Annotated in this window: 14 protein-coding genes and 1 pseudogene; 11 read left to right on the top strand and 4 right to left on the bottom strand. The window is 71.0% G+C overall.

What is annotated here, in order from left to right; all coding sequences use genetic code 11:
- Positions 1 to 95 precede the first annotated feature (95 nt).
- Positions 96 to 2,222: a TonB-dependent receptor gene (locus tag I596_RS06735; protein ID WP_067645737.1), complete on the bottom strand. Its 2,127-nt coding sequence runs from the start codon at positions 2,220 to 2,222 to the stop codon at positions 96 to 98.
- Between the two features lie 202 nt (positions 2,223 to 2,424).
- Between I596_RS06735 and I596_RS06740 the strand changes: the two genes are divergently transcribed.
- The 3 genes from I596_RS06740 (at position 2,425) to I596_RS06750 (ending at position 4,260) form a co-directional block, all read left to right on the top strand.
- On the top strand, positions 2,425 to 2,871 hold the full coding sequence (locus I596_RS06740; RefSeq protein WP_083965421.1) for a MerC domain-containing protein: 447 nt from the start codon (positions 2,425 to 2,427) through the stop codon (positions 2,869 to 2,871).
- Between the two features lie 146 nt (positions 2,872 to 3,017).
- Positions 3,018 to 4,016, top strand: coding sequence for a cation diffusion facilitator family transporter (locus tag I596_RS06745; RefSeq protein WP_067645739.1), 999 nt, complete (start codon positions 3,018 to 3,020; stop codon positions 4,014 to 4,016).
- A 61-nt stretch (positions 4,017 to 4,077) separates the two neighbouring features.
- On the top strand, positions 4,078 to 4,260 hold the full coding sequence (locus I596_RS06750; RefSeq protein ID WP_067645742.1) for a 30S ribosomal protein THX: 183 nt from the start codon (positions 4,078 to 4,080) through the stop codon (positions 4,258 to 4,260).
- A gap of 61 nt (positions 4,261 to 4,321) precedes the next feature.
- Here the strand turns inward: I596_RS06750 and I596_RS18725 are convergent, their stop codons facing one another.
- Positions 4,322 to 5,290: a patatin-like phospholipase family protein gene (locus tag I596_RS18725; protein WP_067645743.1), complete on the bottom strand. Its 969-nt coding sequence runs from the start codon at positions 5,288 to 5,290 to the stop codon at positions 4,322 to 4,324.
- The gene (gene hutI, locus I596_RS06760; protein ID WP_067645744.1) at positions 5,287 to 6,531 is read right to left on the bottom strand and encodes an imidazolonepropionase; all 1,245 of its coding nucleotides are present in this window, start codon (positions 6,529 to 6,531) and stop codon (positions 5,287 to 5,289) included. Before hutI ends, I596_RS18725 begins: the two co-directional genes overlap by 4 nt.
- A gap of 81 nt (positions 6,532 to 6,612) precedes the next feature.
- Here hutI and I596_RS06765 point away from each other — a divergent pair, with 81 nt between their 5' ends.
- From I596_RS06765 to I596_RS06800, 8 genes and pseudogenes are all read left to right on the top strand, one after another.
- Positions 6,613 to 7,977: a formimidoylglutamate deiminase gene (locus I596_RS06765; RefSeq protein WP_067645747.1), complete on the top strand. Its 1,365-nt coding sequence runs from the start codon at positions 6,613 to 6,615 to the stop codon at positions 7,975 to 7,977.
- Between the two features lie 124 nt (positions 7,978 to 8,101).
- The gene (locus I596_RS06770) at positions 8,102 to 9,253 is read left to right on the top strand and encodes a pyridoxal phosphate-dependent aminotransferase (protein ID WP_067645749.1); all 1,152 of its coding nucleotides are present in this window, start codon (positions 8,102 to 8,104) and stop codon (positions 9,251 to 9,253) included.
- A gap of 2 nt (positions 9,254 to 9,255) precedes the next feature.
- Positions 9,256 to 10,059 (top strand): amidohydrolase, encoded by an 804-nt coding sequence (locus tag I596_RS06775; protein ID WP_067645751.1) that lies wholly within the window; start codon positions 9,256 to 9,258, stop codon positions 10,057 to 10,059.
- A gap of 127 nt (positions 10,060 to 10,186) precedes the next feature.
- On the top strand, positions 10,187 to 11,179 hold the full coding sequence (locus I596_RS06780) for a sulfate ABC transporter substrate-binding protein (protein WP_190279006.1): 993 nt from the start codon (positions 10,187 to 10,189) through the stop codon (positions 11,177 to 11,179).
- Between the two features lie 28 nt (positions 11,180 to 11,207).
- On the top strand, positions 11,208 to 12,062 hold the full coding sequence (cysT, locus tag I596_RS06785) for a sulfate ABC transporter permease subunit CysT (protein WP_067645754.1): 855 nt from the start codon (positions 11,208 to 11,210) through the stop codon (positions 12,060 to 12,062).
- A gap of 20 nt (positions 12,063 to 12,082) precedes the next feature.
- Positions 12,083 to 13,075 (top strand): sulfate ABC transporter substrate-binding protein, encoded by a 993-nt coding sequence (locus I596_RS06790; protein WP_067645756.1) that lies wholly within the window; start codon positions 12,083 to 12,085, stop codon positions 13,073 to 13,075.
- A 16-nt stretch (positions 13,076 to 13,091) separates the two neighbouring features.
- Entirely contained in the window at positions 13,092 to 13,952 is an 861-nt protein-coding gene (cysW, locus tag I596_RS06795) for a sulfate ABC transporter permease subunit CysW (protein WP_067645758.1), read from the top strand.
- An 85-nt stretch (positions 13,953 to 14,037) separates the two neighbouring features.
- Positions 14,038 to 14,748, top strand: a pseudogene (locus I596_RS06800) (sulfate/molybdate ABC transporter ATP-binding protein); the annotation flags it as partial.
- Positions 14,749 to 14,932: 184 nt separating this feature from the next.
- Here the strand turns inward: I596_RS06800 and I596_RS06805 are convergent.
- Positions 14,933 to 16,102, bottom strand: coding sequence for a leucine-rich repeat domain-containing protein (locus I596_RS06805; RefSeq protein ID WP_067645760.1), 1,170 nt, complete (start codon positions 16,100 to 16,102; stop codon positions 14,933 to 14,935).
- Positions 16,103 to 16,188: the final 86 nt, after the last annotated feature.

The raw sequence follows: 16,188 nt of genomic DNA on the forward strand, positions 1-16,188 counted from the left end.
AGCGACGGCGCGAGCCGTCGATCCGCGGAGCGGGGCGCGGCTCTGCCGCGACCGTACGAGTCGAAAAGGGCAGGAAGCCCTTTTTCGACATCCTGCTAGAAGAACGCGCGAACGCCGAACACCACCGAGCGGCCGGGCAGTGGCGCTACGTCCTTGATGTAGGAGGTGGCCAGCCGCGCGGTCTGGTTGGTCAGGTTGCTGCCGTTGGCGAACAGCTCCACGCTGGTGCGATCGCTGCTGTGGACGGTCCAGGCGACGTTGGCGTCGACCAGGGTGAAACCGTCGGTCGGCGTCTCGTAGGCGGTGACGCGGTCCTGGTCGAAATAGCGCACGACGCCGAGGCTGGCGCGCATCAGGTCGTTGCTCCAATGGATGGAGCTGCCGAAGCGCGCGGCGGGAATGCGGGGCAGGTTGCCGCCGCCGTCGTCCAGCCGCGCCCGCACGGTGTCGCCCCAGACCCGCAGGTCCCAGTGGCCGGCCGGGCCGCGGGCGAGGTGGAAGGTGGCTTCGGCCTCCAGGCCGTGGAAGCGGGCGTTGGCCTGGGTCCATTCGCGCACCGGCAGCCCATCTTCCTCGGTACCGGTATCGGCGAGGTAGATGTAGTCGTCGAAGCGGTTCAGGTAGGCGGCGAGCTTCGCCTCGACGAATTCGCTGTGGTAGTGCAGGCCCAGCTCGGCCTGGTTCGAGGTCTCCTTGCCGAGCTGCGCATTGCCGATCTCCCAGGTGCTGGTCGCCACGTGCGCGCCATCGGCGAACAGCTCCTCCTCGGCCGGTGCGCGCTGGGCGCGGTCGAGGTTGAGCTTCAGGTGCCAGGCATCGGCCAGGCGCCAGCCGGCGCCGAACGAGAAGCTGGTCGAGGTGAAGTCCCGCTTGCCGATCGGGTGGTCGTCCTCGTCGTGCGCGTGTTCGTGCTCATGGTCGTGCGGCGCGGCCGCCGTCGGGTCGAGCCGCGTACGGTCCACGCGCGCGCCCAGTTCCAGCGTCAGGCGGTCCCACTCGCGCTGCTCGGTCAGGAACAGGCCGAGGTTGTCGCTGCGCGTCGGCGGCACGAACGCTTCCTCGCCGATCGCATCGAAATGGCGGTTGGTCCCCTGCACGCCGAAGGCGCCGCGCCAGCCGGCCAGCGGCGCATGGACCAGTTCCAGGCGCGCCTCGTTGGTGTCGGCGAAGAACTGCGTCCCGGTCTGGCCGTTCTCGAACTCGGTGTGGTCGTAGACCGTGCGCGCGAAGCCGAAGCGCAGCGTCTCGATGCCCGCGAACGGATTCTGCAGGCCGCCCTTGACGTCGTAGCGGGTCTGGCGCATCCCGATCGTGACGTTCTCTTCCTCGTGCTCGTCGTCGCCGCCAGCCGCATGTTCGTGCTCATGCTCGTGGTCGTGCGAGTGCGTGCCGTTGGGCACGCCGTAGTCGGTCAGGAAGCGCGATACCGAGGCGCCCAGGAAGCCCCAGTCGCCGAAGACCGAGCCGCCGATCGCGCCGCTGCGCGTCTTGACCGCGCTGTTCTCGAGCACGCCCTCGGGCGTGTCGTAGTCCTGCGTCTCGCGGTACAGGCCGTCGATGTGCAGGGCGTAGTTGCTGCCGCCGGCATCCAGCCGCGCCATGCCGGTACCGCCGTGCGAGACGCTGTCGCCGTTGATCTCGGCGCGACCGGTCGCGCCGTTGGCCGGCGCCGACTCGGGGATGCGGCCGTCGGCGACATTGACCACGCCGCCAATCGCGCCCGGTCCGTAGAGCAGCGTCCGCGGTCCCTTCAGCACCTCGATCTGGTTGGCCAGGAACGGTTCCAGCGTCACGGCGTGGTCCTGGCTGACGTTGGAGACGTCCGAGGCGGCCATGCCGTCGTTGAGAACGCCCACGCGCGGACCGTCGAGGCCACGCACGACCGGCCGGCCGACGCCGGGGCCGAAGTAGGTGGTCTGCACGCCCGGAAGGCGGGCGACGACGGCGCCGAGCGTCGCGCTGCGGGCGTCGTCCAGCTCGGCGCCGGAAAGCACCGCCACCGGTGCGATGACCTGGTCGCTGGTCTGGCGCAGCGGCGAGGCGCGCACCACCACCGCTTCGAGCTGCTCGTCGTGGTGCGGCGTGCCGTCGGCGGGCGTGGCGGTACCGTCCGGCGGCGCGGCGTCGGACGCGGGGAGGGGCGCGTCGGCGTCGGCCGCGATCAGCGGAAGCGGAGCGGCGAATGCCGCGGCGATGCAAAGGGCGAGAAGGGTGCGGTTCATGGCGGTCGGCGTGTGGGGGAAAGGATGGGCGGATCCGATACCGGCTGCTGCCCGCGCCGCTCGGGTTGCGGGCGCGCTTTCGGTATCGCGCTTGACAGATATGTTATACCATAACAATTCAACGGTACGGCCAGCAATGCAGGAAGTCATGGCCGGTCCTGCCGGTGCGATCCTTTCCCCCACATGTTATGTTGTTGCACCTATGAACGAGCCCGGCATCGACCCGCAGACCGTCGCGAAGACCGTCTCCCCGATCACGCGTGCTGCCGACCGGCTCGGTGCGACCGCCTCGTTCCTGTGTGCGGTGCACTGCGCGCTGCTGCCGCTGGTGGTGGCGGCGCTGCCGGCCCTGGGCCTGGGCATCCTGGCCGACCATGCCTTCGAGCGCGGATTCGTCGTCTTCGCCGTGATCCTCGCGTTCTCGACGATGATCGCGGGGTTCCGCCGGCATCATCACCTGCGCGCGTTCTGGTTCCTGGTGCCCGGCGTCGTGCTGCTGCTGACCGGCGTGGCGATCGACCTGGAGCATGCCGGCAATCTGCACGCCGTGCTGCTCGCTGCCGGCGGCACCCTCGTCGCCATCGCGCACATCGTCAACCTGCGCATGGGGCATTGGGGCCACGTCCACAGCGCCTACTGCCGGCACTAGGGCGTGTCATTAATCCCCCGGTAGGCCGCGCCGTTCGTGCAGCGTTCGGGACACGCAAGAGCGATGACGTGGCGGCCGTTGCGTGCCGGACGACGGCCTGGCGCGCGATTGTGTAACGCGGCGGCATGAATCCAGAATGCCGCCGCATGAGCTCGCATCACCACCACCATCACCACGCGCATCACGAGGGGCACGGCCACGCCGGGGACGGCATGGGTACCGGGCGCCTCGGCGGCGACCGGCGTGCGCGCCGGCTGCTGTTCGCGTTCGCGCTGACGACGATCACCCTGGTCGTCGAGGCGATCGGTGGCATCGTGTCCGGCTCGCTGGCGCTGCTGGCCGATGCCGCGCACATGCTGGTCGACGCGGCGGCGCTGCTGTTCGCCTGGCTCGGCGTGTTGTTCGCACGACGTCCGGCCGACGCCCGGCGCAGTTTCGGCTATGCGCGGCTGGAAGTGCTGGTCGGCTACACCAACGCGCTGTCGCAGATCCTGCTGGTGGCCTGGATCCTGTTCGAGGCGGCGCATCGCTTCCTCGACCCGCAGCCGATCCTGTCCGGCACGATGCTGGTGGTGGCTCTGGTGGGCCTGCTGGTCAACGCCATCGTGCTGGCGGTGCTCGGCGGCCACGACCACGACGACGTCAACACGGCCGGCGCCCGCCTGCACGTGCTCGGCGACCTGCTCGGCTCGGTCGGCGCGGTGAGCGCCGCGCTGCTGATCCGCTGGCTCGATTGGCTCTGGGCCGACCCGGTGATCTCGGTCCTGGTCTCGCTGCTGATCCTCAACAGCGCCTGGCGCCTGTTGCGCCGCTGCGCCCACATCCTGCTCGAGGGCGTTCCCGAAGGCCTGGAAGTGGCGGCGGTATCGCGGCTGCTCGAACAGGAGGTCGGCGACGTGCAGGGCATCCATCACGTGCACGTCTGGCAGCTGGCCGGCGGCAGCCGCCTGGCGACCCTGCACGCGCGGCTGGCCGACGGTGCGGTCGCCGACCGGGCCATCCACACGATCCAGGCGACGCTGCGCGACCGCTTCGGCATCAGCCACGCGACGATCCAGCTGGAAACCGCCGCCTGCCGGAACGACGGCTGCGCCGGCCCGCCCGACGGCGGCTGCGCGGGCGCCCCGCGCCCGGGCGTCCTTTGAGATTCGCCGCGACGCTGCTATCCTGGGCGACTTTCGCATCCACAGTATCCAGGAGTCCCTGATGGGCCGAGGTGACCGCAAGACCCGTAAGGGAAAGATTGCCATCCGCAGCTACGGCAACGTCCGTCCGCACGCCGCCAAGTCGGCCGCGACCGGTACCGCTGCGCCGAAGCCGGCCGTGAAGACCGCCGTCAAGAAGGCGGCCGCTCCGGTGCGCAAGACGGCGGCCAAGAAGTCGGCCTGAAGCGGCCCGGCTTTCCCGCTCGTGGAAATCCCCGCTGCGGCGGGGATTTTCGTTTCCGGGTTCAGCCGATCGCGGCCGGATGATCGCGGCCGGACGTGAGCCAGTCCTCGGCGCAGCGGCGTCCCTGCTCGCGCAGTTCCTCGAGGAAGGCCAGTCGCGTATTGATCCGGCTTTCCAGGTGATAGCCGTCGAGCGAGTCGCCGGGCTCGATCAGGTGCGTGCGCAGCGTCTTGAAGCGGTGGCCCAGCCAGGTCAGCGGATACGCGCCGGCGAGGGCTTCGCGGGCGCGCCGCAAGGCTTCCAGCTCACGCAGGAAGGTCGTCGAGAAACTCAATTCAGCCACCCGCGTGGCGATCTCGGCCGGCGTGACCGGCAGCCGCGCGCGCGACAGCGGCTGCACCAGCACGCACAGGATGTCGTTGCTGGCGTGCCGGTAGACCAGCGGCTCCAGCGCCGGATTGCCGGCCCAGCCGCCGTCCCAGTAATGCTCGCCGTCGATCTCCACCGGGGCGAACAGCTGCGGCAGGCAGGTGGAGGCCAGCGCGGCCTCGACGCTCAGCCGCTCCTGGCCGAACAGTTCCAGCGCGCCGTCGCGTACGCGGGTGGCGGCGACGTAGATCGCGAACGGCGCTTCGCGGCGCAGGCGTTCGAAGTCGAACAGTTGCTCGGCGATGTCGCGGATCGGGTTGAAGCCGAGCGGATTGAACTGCTCGGGCGTCAGGTAGCGGCCCAGCCCCAGCCAGGTGTCGCGGCCGCCCGGTGCGACCTGGAACGCCCAGCGCGTCAGGCTGGTGCGGTTGGCCGTGCTTTCCCACAGCGCGCGCAGGCAGGTACGCGCGCCTTCGCGGCCGCCGTCCATCCAGCCTTGCGCGAGCGCCAGGGCGTTGAGTGCGCCGCTGCTGGTCGCGCTGACCGCCTCGACCGTGAAGTCCGGCTCGTCGAGCAGACGGTCGAGCACGCCCCAGGTGAATGCGCCGTGCGCGCCGCCGCCCTGCAGTGCCAAGGCCAGCGGCGGCAGCGGGGCGCTCACGCGAGGCGCACGCCGCCGGCGTAGACCGCGGCGGCCAGGTTGCCGCCGATCCAGTAGCACAGTTCGGCCGGCCGCTCGACCGGCCAGAGCGCGAAGTCGGCCCGCAGGCCGGGCGCCAGCCGGCCGCGGTCGGCCAGTCCCAGCGCGCGTGCCGCCTGCACGGTGGCGCCGCGCAGGGCTTCCTCCGGCGTCAGGCGGAACAGCGTGCAGGCGAGGTTCATCGCCAGCCGCAGCGACAGCAGCGGCGAGGTGCCGGGATTGAGGTCGCTGGCGACCGCCATCGGCACGCCGTGGCGCCGCAGCGCCTCGATCGGCGGCAGCTGGGTGTCGCGCAGCGCGTAGAACGCGCCCGGCAGCAGCACCGCGACGGTGCCCGCTGCGGCCATCGCGCGCACGCCGGCTTCGCCGGTGTGCTCGATGTGATCGGCCGAAAGCCCGCCGAACTCCGCGCTCAGCGCCGCGCCGCCGAGGTCCGAGAGCTGGTCGGCGTGCAGCTTCACCGGCAGGCCGAGCGCGCAGGCCCGCTCGAACACGCGGCGCGTCTGCGCCGGCGTGAACGCGATCGACTCGCAGAACGCGTCGACGGCATCGGCCAGGTTCTCCGCGGCGATCGCCGGCAGCATCGTTTCGCACAGGTGGTCGACGTAGGCGTCCTGTTGGCCGGCGAACTCGGGTGGCAGCGCATGCGCACCGAGGAAGGTGGTGCGCACGCTGGCACCGGTGACCGCGCCGATGCGCCGGGCGACGCGCAGCATCTTGCGCTCGCTGGCCAGGTCCAGTCCGTAGCCGGACTTGATTTCCAGCGTGGTCGCGCCATCCGCGATCAGCCGCCGTGCCCGTCCCAGCGATGGCGCGAGCAGGGCATCCTCGTCGGCTGCGCGGGTGGCGCACACGGTGGAGGCGATGCCGCCGCCGGCGCGGGCGATCGCCTCGTAGCTGGCACCGCCGAGGCGCAGCTCGAACTCGTGCGCGCGATCGCCGCCGAAGACCAGGTGCGTATGGCAGTCGACCAGGCCCGGCGTGATCCAGGCGCGCCCGGCCGATTCGACGCTGCGGGACAGCGCGTGCGGGGCGTCGGGCAGGCCGGCCATCGGGCCGGCGTAGACGATGTGCCCGTCCTTCCAGCCGAGCGCGGCGTCCTCGATGGCGCCATACGGTTGACCGGTGTCGGCCAGGGTCGCCAGCCGCGCGTCGAGCAGCAGTCCGTCCCAGGTGGGTGATCCGGCGTTCTCGGTTGTCATGCGGCGATTATCGCAGAGCCTCCCGCACGTGCGGCGTGTCAGAATCCGCAGACGATCGTCTGTTGCCGCCGGAGTCCGCCCATGCAAGGTTCCACCTGGTCCGCCGATCACCTCTGGTCGCCGCAAGGCTGGCTCGAAGGCGCCTGCCTGGAGCGGGTCGCCGGCGGCCTGCGCGTGCACGCGCAGGGCGCGGCACCGTCCGGTGCCGGCCGCCTCGGCCATTGGGTGCTGCCGGGGCTGGCGAACCTGCATTCGCATGCGTTCCAGCGCGCGATGGCGGGGCTGGCCGAGCGCCAGGGCAATGCCGAGGACAGCTTCTGGACCTGGCGCGAGGTGATGTACGCCTTCGCCGGCCGCATTGGTCCGGAAGCGCTGCGCGCGATCGCGACCCAGCTCTACGTCGAGATGCTCAAGGCCGGCTACACGCACGTGTGCGAGTTCCACTACCTGCACCACCGGCCCGACGGCAGCCGCTATGCCGATCCGGCGGCGATGGCGCTGGCCCTGGTCGAGGCGGCGCAGGATGCGGGCATCGGGCTGACCCTGCTGCCGACGCTGTACATGACCGGCGGGTTCGACGGCCGGCCGCTCAACGCCCGGCAGGCACGATTCGGCCATGCCGTGGATGCCTACCTCGCCCTGGTCGAGCGGCTGCGAGCGCTCGAATCGACGCAGCTGCGCGTCGGCATCGCGCTGCATTCGCTGCGCGCGGTGCCGCCCGATGCGCTGCGGACGGTGCTGGCTTCGGGCCTGGCGCGCGACCGGCCGATCCACATCCACATCGCCGAGCAGATCGGCGAAGTGCAGGACTGCCTGGCCTTGCGCCAGGCGCGGCCGGTCGAGTGGCTGCTCGACAACGCCGAGGTCGATGCCCGCTGGTGCCTGGTGCACGCCACCCACCTGACCGATCGCGAGACGGCCCGGCTGGCCGGCAGTGGCGCGGTCGCCGGGCTGTGCCCGACCACCGAGGCGAACCTCGGCGACGGCCTGTTCCCGCTCAAGCGCTATCTCGCGGCCGGTGGCGCGTTCGGCATCGGCTCGGACAGCCACATCTCGATCTCGCCGGTGGAGGAGCTGCGCTGGCTCGAGTACGGCCAGCGCCTGGCCGCGCACCGCCGCAACATCGCCGTGCGGCCGGAGGCCCCCAGCACCGGCGAGGTGCTGTTCGGCGGCGCCTGGGCCGGCGGCCGGCAGGCGGCCGGCATCGATGGTGCGGGGCGCTTGCTGCGCGAGGACCTGCTGGTGCTCGACGAGCACGCGCCGCTGCTGGCCGGCCGCGATGCGTCGCACCTGCTCGATACCTGGCTGTTCGCCGGCAACGTCCCGCTGGTGCGCCACGTGCTCGCCGGCGGCGAGTGGGTCGTGCGCGACTTCCGCCACCGCGACGAGGAGCGCATCGCCGAGGCCTATCGCGCCACCGCCGAGGCATTGCGCGCCACCGCCTGATCGCGGCACCGCCCGGCCCGCGGCCGGGCGTCACCGGGCCGGCTGCCGGCGCGTGCTACCATCGCGGCGTTTGGCCATCCAAATGGTGCGCGCCCGCAGCGCGCGAAGACGCAGGCGAGGAACGATGCAGATTCAGACCAAGCTGCCGAAGGTCGGCACGACGATTTTCACCGTGATGAGCCAGCTCGCGGCCGAGCACCAGGCGGTCAACCTCGGGCAGGGCTTTCCCGACTTCGACGGCCCGCAGGCGCTGCGCGACGCGCTGGCGGCGGCGATGAATGCCGGCAGGAACCAGTACGCGCCGATGACCGGAATCCCGGCATTGCGCCAGCAGATCGCGCGCAAGACGCAGGCGCTGTACGGCCACGCCGTCGACGCCGACACGGACGTGACGGTGACCTCGGGCGCCACCGAGGCCCTGTTCGCGGCGATCGCCGCGGTGGTACGCGGCGGCGACGAGGTGATCGTGCTCGACCCGTGCTACGACAGCTACGAGCCGGCGATCGAGCTCAACGGCGCACGCGCCGTGCACGTGCCGCTGAACCTCGCCGCGGATTTTGCGGTGGACTGGCAGCGCGTGAGGGATGCGATCACGCCGGCCACGCGCATGATCATCGTCAACACGCCGCACAATCCCTGTGGCGCCGTGTTCTCCGCGGCCGACCTGGACGCGTTGGCCGAGCTGACGCGCGACACCGGCATCTTCGTGCTGTCCGACGAGGTCTACGAGCACATCGTCTTCGACGGCGCCGCCCACCAGAGCGTCCTGCGCCATCCGGAGCTGGCCGCGCGCAGCTTCGTCGTGTCCTCGTTCGGCAAGACCTACCACTGCACCGGCTGGAAGGTCGGCTACTGCATCGCGCCGCCGGCGCTGAGCGCAGAGTTCCGCAAGGTGCACCAGTACCTGACGTTCTGCACGTTCTCGCCGGCGCAGTGGGCGCTGGCCGATGTGCTCGAGCACCTGCCCTCGCACTACCTGGACCTGCCGGCGTTCTACCAGGCCAAGCGCGACCGTTTCCGCGCGCTGCTGGCGGGGTCGAAGTTCCGCCTGCTGCCGGTCGCCGGCGCCTATTTCCAGGTCGTGGACTATTCGGCGCTGAGCGATCGCGGCGACATCGAGTTCAGCCAGTGGCTGGTCCGCGAGGCCGGCGTCGCGGCGATCCCGGTCTCGGCGTTCTACGAGACGCCGCCGCGCGACGCGCGCCTGATCCGCTTCTGCTTCGCCAAGACCGACGGCGTGCTCGAGCAGGCCGCCGAGCGGCTGCAGAGGCTGTGACCATGAGCCTGCCGCCGCTGCGCGTATCACTGGTCCAGGGCGACACGCGCTGGCACGACCCGGCCGCCAACCGCGCCTACTACGGCGCGCGGATCGCGGCGCTGAAGGGGCAGGGCGACCTGATCGTGCTGCCCGAGACCTTCCTGAGCGGCTTCACCAACGAAGCCCTGGTCAACGCCGAGACCATGGACGGCGAAGGCCTGCGCTGGCTGCGGGCGGCGGCTGCCGATGCCGGCGCTGTCGTCACCGGCAGCCTGGTCGTCCGTCACGGCGATACCTGCGTCAACCGCCTGGTCTGGATGCGGCCGGACGGCAGCCATGCGTTGTACGACAAGCGGCACCTGTTCAGGATGGCCGGCGAGCACGAGCGCTACGGCAGCGGACGCGAGCGCCTGGTGGTCGAGCTGAACGGCTGGCGCATCTGCCCGCAGGTCTGCTACGACCTGCGCTTCCCGGTCTGGCTGCGCAACCGCTACGACCGCGCTGCCGGGCGCTTCGACTACGACCTGCTGATCTTCGTCGCCAACTGGCCCAGTCCGCGCCGCCACGCCTGGCGCACCCTGCTGCGCGCGCGCGCGATCGAGAACCTGGCGTACTGCGCCGGCGTCAACCGGGTCGGTACCGACGGCAACGCGCTGGCCTATGCCGGCGACAGCGCCGTACTGGATTTCCTCGGCCAGCCGCTGGTCGACCTGGGCGCGCAGGAGCAGGTCGTCACGGTCACGCTGGATCCGGCCGCGCTGGCGGCGCACCGGCAGCGTTTCCCGGCCTGGATGGACGCCGACGACTTCCAGCTCGATCCCTGAGGCCGCGCGCGGGCCCGCTTCGGTGGGAGACGGCCATCTGGACGGCCATATGGTTATGCTGGCGGCAGGTTGGACGCGGCGGGGTCGATTGCATAGGCTAGTTCGACGATCCCTGCGGAGCCTGCCGATGAAACGCCTGACCCTGGGCCTTGCGTTCCTGCTTTCGATCGGCGCCGCGAACGCCGCCGACGTCGCCCTGTTCAACGTCTCCTACGATCCCACGCGCGAGCTCTACCAGCAGATCAACGCGCAGTTCGCCGCGTACTGGAAGGAGAAGACCGGCGACACCGTGACGATCAAGCAGTCGCACGGCGGCTCGTCCAAGCAGGCGCGCGCGATCCTCGACGGCCTGGAGGCCGACGTCGCCACGCTGGGCATCGCCTCGGACATCGACGCCCTGCACGAGAAGGGCGGCCTGCTGCCGGCCGACTGGCAGGCGCGCCTGCCCGGCGACAGCACGCCGTACGTCTCGACGATCGTGCTGCTGGTGCGCAAGGGCAACCCCAAGGCGGTGCGCGACTGGGACGACCTGGTCAAGCCCGGCGTCGCGGTCATCACGCCGAATCCGAAGACCTCGGCGGGCGCGCGCTGGAACGTGCTGGCCGCCTACGCCTTCGCGCTCAAGCGCGAGGGCGGCGACGAGGCGAAGGCCAAGGCGTTCCTCGGTGCCTTGTTCAAGAACGTGCCGGTGCTCGACACCGGCGCCCGCGGCTCCACCGTCACCTTCGCCCAGCGCGGCCTCGGCGACGTGCTGATCGCCTGGGAGAACGAGGCGCACCTGGTCCTCAAGGAGTTCGGTGCCGACAAGTTCGACATCGTCGTGCCGCCCTCGTCGATCCTGGCCCAGCCGCCGGTCGCGGTGGTGGACACCTATGCGAAGAAGCACGGCACCGAGGCGCTGGCCGAGGCCTACCTGCGCTACCTCTACACGCCCGAGGCGCAGGAGATCATCGCCCGCAACCACTACCGGCCGCTGGATCCCGGTGTCGCCGCGCGCTACCAGGACCAGTTCCCGAAGCTGGACCTGGTGACGATCCAGGCCTTCGGCGGCTGGAAGGTCGCGCAGGCGAAGTTCTTCGGCGACGGCGGCATCTTCGACCAGATCTACGCCGCGCCGTAACCCCGGCCGCCGGAGCAGGAGAGCCACGATGAGCGCCAGCGCCGTTCTGCCGTCCCCGATCGTGCGCCGGCACCGCTCGGTGCTGCCGGGCTTCGGCCTCACGCTCGGCTTCACGCTGGCCTACCTGTCGCTGATCGTGCTGCTGCCGCTCGCCGCGCTGCTGCTGCGCGCGGCCGGCCTGGGCTGGTCCGGCATCCTCGCCGTGCTCGATTCGCCGCGCGTGGGCCACGCGCTGTGGCTGAGCTTCGGCGGCGCGCTGGCCGCGGCTGCGATCAATGCGGTGTTCGGCGCGCTGATCGCCTGGACCTTCGTGCGCTACAGCTTCCCCGGCAAGCGCCTGTTCCAGGCGATGGTCGACCTGCCGTTTGCGCTGCCGACGGCCGTGGCCGGCATCGCGCTGACCTCGCTGTACGCAGCCAACGGCTGGATCGGAAAGCCGCTGGCGGCGATCGGCGTCCAGGTCGCCTACACGCCGCTCGGCGTGGTGCTGGCGATGACCTTCGTCGGCCTGCCGTTCGTCGTGCGCACGCTCGAGCCGGTGCTGGAGGAGGCCGAGAAGCAACTGGAGGAAGCCGCCGCGACCCTCGGCGCCACGCGCTGGCAGACGATCACGCGGATCGTGGTGCCGGCCGCACTGCCGGCGCTGCTGACCGGTACCGCGCTGGCGTTCGCGCGCGCGGTGGGTGAATACGGCTCGATCATCTTCATCGCCGGCAACCTGCCGGGCATCTCGGAGATCGCGCCGCTGCTGATCATGATCCGCCTGGAGGAGTTCGACTACGCCGGCGCCACGGTGATCGCCGCGGCGATGCTCGGGCTGTCGTTCCTGGTCCTGCTGGCGATCAACCTGTTGCAACACTGGAGCCGCAGCCGCGGCGCCTGACGAAACCCAAGGACTCCACGATGAAACGCTTGCTGTTTTCGCTGATGGCCGTGCTGGCCGCCGGCCCCGCTACCGCCGCCGGCCTGCTGAACGTCAGCTACGACGTCGCCCGCGGGCTCTACCAGGAGCTCAATCCGCTGTTCGTCACGCACTGGAAGCAGACCCACGGCGAGACCGTGGACATCGACCAGTCGCACGGCGGCTCCAGCAAGCAGGCGCGCGCGGTGATCGACGGCCTGGCGGCGGACGTCGTGACGATGAACAGCCCGCTCGACATCGACGTGCTCGCCGATACCGGCCTGCTGCCCAAGACCTGGGCGGCGGCGTTCCCCGAGCGCAGCAGCCCGTCCTGGTCGGCGATCGTCTTCGTCGTGCGCAAGGGCAATCCCAAGCAGGTCGCCGACTGGCCGGACCTGGTCCGCGGCGACGTCAAGGCGGTGCTTCCGAACCCCAAGACCTCCGGCAACGGCCGCTACAGCTACCTGGCGGCCTGGCACTACGCGCGCAGCCAGCCCGGCGCCACGGAGGCATCGGCGATCGACTTCGAGAAGCGGTTCTTCGCCAACGTGCCGGTGCTCGACATCGGCGGCCGCGACGCGACCACGACCTTCGCCCACCGCGGAATCGGCGACGCGCTGCTGACGTTCGAGAGCGAGGCCAAGGTGATCCTCGCCACGTTCGGGGCCGACCGCTTCGAGATCGTCTATCCGTCGCTGAGCGTGCGCGCGGACAATCCGGTCGCCGTGGTCGAGAAGAACACCGCGCGCAAGGGCACGACGGCGCTGGCCAAGGCCTACCTGGCCTTCCACTACGGCAAGGCGGCGCAGGCGGTCTTCGCCAAGCACGGGCTGCGTCCGGTGGACGCCGAGGTGGCGGCCGCGCATGCGGCGGCCTTCCCGCCGATCGCGACCTTCACCGTCGAAGAGGCCTTCGGCGGCTGGCCGGCCGCGCAGGCGGCGCATTTCGCCAGTGGCGCGCATTTCGACCGGATCATCGCCGAGGTCCGCAAGTGACGGCCGGAGCGCCCCGGTGAGCGCCACGCGCCGCCGCGCGCGCACGGCGACCGGCGAGCCGGCCGTCGTGCGCGGGCTGCTGATCGTGCTGACCGTGGCGTTCCTCGCGCTGTTCCTGCTGCTGCCGCTGGCGTTGATGTTCGCGCAGGCGTTCGCCGGCGGCGTCAAGGCCTACTTCGCGGCGATCACCGAGAGCGACGCGCTGGCGGCGATCCGCCTGACCCTGATCGCGGCGGCGATCGCGGTACCGCTGAACGCGGTCTTCGGCGTGGCCGCGGCCTGGGCGATCGCCAAGTTCGAGTTTCGCGGCAAGAACCTGCTGACGACGCTGATCGACCTGCCGTTCTCGGTGTCGCCGGTCATCGCCGGCATGGTGTTCATCCTGCTGTTCGGTGCGCACGGCTGGTTCGGCGCGTGGCTGATCGAGCACGACGTCAAGATCGTGTTCGCCCTGCCGGGCATCGTGCTGGCGACGATCTTCGTGACGTTCCCGTTCATCGCGCGCGAGCTGATCCCGCTGATGGAGGCGCAGGGCAGCAGCGAGGAGCAGGCCGCGCTCACGCTCGGCGCCGGCGGCTGGAAGGTGTTCTGGCACGTCACCCTGCCGAACGTGCGCTGGGGCCTGCTCTACGGCGTGCTGCTGTGCAATGCGCGTGCGATGGGCGAGTTCGGCGCGGTCTCGGTGGTCAGCGGCCACATCCGCGGGCTGACCAACACGATGCCGCTGCACGTGGAAGTGCTCTACAACGACTACCAGTTCGCCGCGGCGTTCGCGGTGGCATCGCTGCTGGCGCTGCTGGCCCTGGTCACGCTGGGGCTCAAGAGCCTGCTCGAATGGCGCCACGGCGACGAGCTGGCGGCGTTGCGGGGCAGGTGAGCCCGCCGATGTTTTGCATCCTGTTAACGCCGCAGGCGGAACAATCGTTCTGCGGTCGATCGATTCCTGCAAAGGCGCATGACCGGTGAAGATCACGATACGCAACGTCGGCAAGCATTACGGCGCGGTGAGCGCGCTGGAGGCGGTCGACCTGGACATCGCCTCGGGCGAGCTGCTCGCCTTGCTGGGACCGTCCGGCTCCGGCAAGACCACGCTGCTGCGCGCGATCGCCGGCCTGGAGGGCATCGACCAGGGCAGCATCGCCTTCGGCGAGATCGACGCGACGCGCCTGTCGGTGCAGGAGCGCCGCGTCGGCTTCGTGTTCCAGCACTACGCGTTGTTCAAGCACATGAACGTGCTCGACAACGTCACCTTCGGCCTGCGCATGCGGCCGCGCGCGGAGCGCCCGCCACGCGCGGCAATCCGCGCGCGCGGCAGCGAGCTGCTGGCCCTGGTCCAGCTCGGCGGCCTGGAGGCGCGCTATCCCAATCAGCTGTCCGGCGGCCAGCGCCAGCGTGTCGCGCTGGCGCGCGCGCTGGCGATCGAGCCGCGCGTGCTGTTGCTCGACGAACCGTTCGGCGCGCTCGACGCCAAGGTCCGCAAGGAGCTGCGCGTGTGGCTGCGTGCGCTGCACCGCGAGCTCGGCTACACCACGGTCTTCGTGACGCACGACCAGGACGAGGCGCTGGAACTGGCCGATCGCGTGGTCGTCATGAATGCCGGGCGCATCGAGCAGGTCGATACGCCGGAGGCGATCGTGCGGCGGCCGGCGACCGCCTTCGTCGCCGACTTCATCGAGTCGCGCGACGAGCGGCGCCCGCCGTCGCCACCGCGGTTCGCGCTGGCGCACTAGGCTTCGCCTTCATCCCCGGGGCGCGCGCAGGAGCGGTGCGGCCCGGCCGGGGATCGATGGATACACGCCCTTGCATCGCGGACGCGCCTGCCGGCTGCGGTGCGATCCGGTGCGGCGCCCGGCCCGCTCACGGCTCGAAGCCGTCGACGAAGAGGCGGTCATTGCAGTCCCGGTGCCACGGCGTGGTGCCGGTCGCGGCATCCCAGGCGGCACTCGGCGTCGCTGCCAGCGGGTTGGGGCACAGCGCGGATCCGTCGGCGACCAGGATGCTGCCGGGCGGTGGCTCGGGCACGCTGCCGCTCAACCGGTTGTCCTCGATGCGCAGGCGGCGCAGGGCGGCGCCGACCGGCGGTACGCTGCCGGTCAGCCGGTTGCCGGCGGCGCGGAAGCTGTCGAGCTTCGCCGCGTCGGCCAGGGCCGGTAGCGCACCGGTCAGCCGGTTGTCCGAGACGCTGTACTCGGTCAGGTCCGTCGCTCCGGCCAGCGGCGGGATCGTGCCGCTCAACTGGTTGCCGACCGCCGAGAAGTGGCCGATCGGCAGCCCGTCCAGCACCGGCAGCGGCCCGCTGAGCTGGTTGTAGCTGAGCGTGAGCACGCGCAGGCGGGTCAGCTCGGACAGGTCCGGGATCGGCCCGCTCAGCGCGTTGTCGTCGAGCAGCAGGTTGGCGAGCTGGGGCAGCGCGGTCAGCGGCGGAACGGTCCCGCTGAGCCGGTTGCGCGAGAGTTCCAGCAGGTTCAGGCGCGGCAGGCCGGAAAGGACCGGCAGCGGCCCGTCGATCAGGTTGTCCGAGGCGCGCAGCGTGGTCAGCGCGTTCAGCCCGGCCAGGCTCGGCAACGGTCCTTCGAGCCGGTTCTCGCGCACGTCGAGCCAGTTCAGGGACGAAAGGCCGGTCAGGCTCGGCAGCGGCCCGCTGAGCTGGTTGCGGTTGGCGTAGAACGCGGCCAGCTGGGTCATCGATGCCAGCGGCGGCAGCGGGCCGCTCAGCTGGTTGCTGCCGAGCAGCACCGTCTGTACGCGCGTGAGATTACCGAGCGAGGCCGGCAGCGTGCCGACCAGGTGGTTGTTCGACAACGACAGCACCATCACGCGGTCATTGAGGCAGGTGATGCCGAACCAGGCGCATTCGCCACCGGGCGGACCGTTCCAGCCGGTCGAGTCGGTCCAGCCGCTGCCGCCGGTCGCGGCATAGAGGTCGAGCAGGGCGGCGCGTTCGTCGGCGGGGACCTGGGCGGCCAGCGGCGCGGCGGCGCAGGCGGCGAGCACGGCGATGAAACGGGCGAGGCGATGGATCGGCATCGGAATCGACCTGGCGGGAACTTGCCCTCCAAGGCGCAGCAGCGCGCGGCGGTGTCGCATGCCGCGGCGGGATTTCCGGCCGGGCG

It is taken from the genome of Dokdonella koreensis DS-123 (genome assembly GCF_001632775.1).
Taxonomy (GTDB): Bacteria; Pseudomonadota; Gammaproteobacteria; order Xanthomonadales; family Rhodanobacteraceae; genus Dokdonella; species Dokdonella koreensis.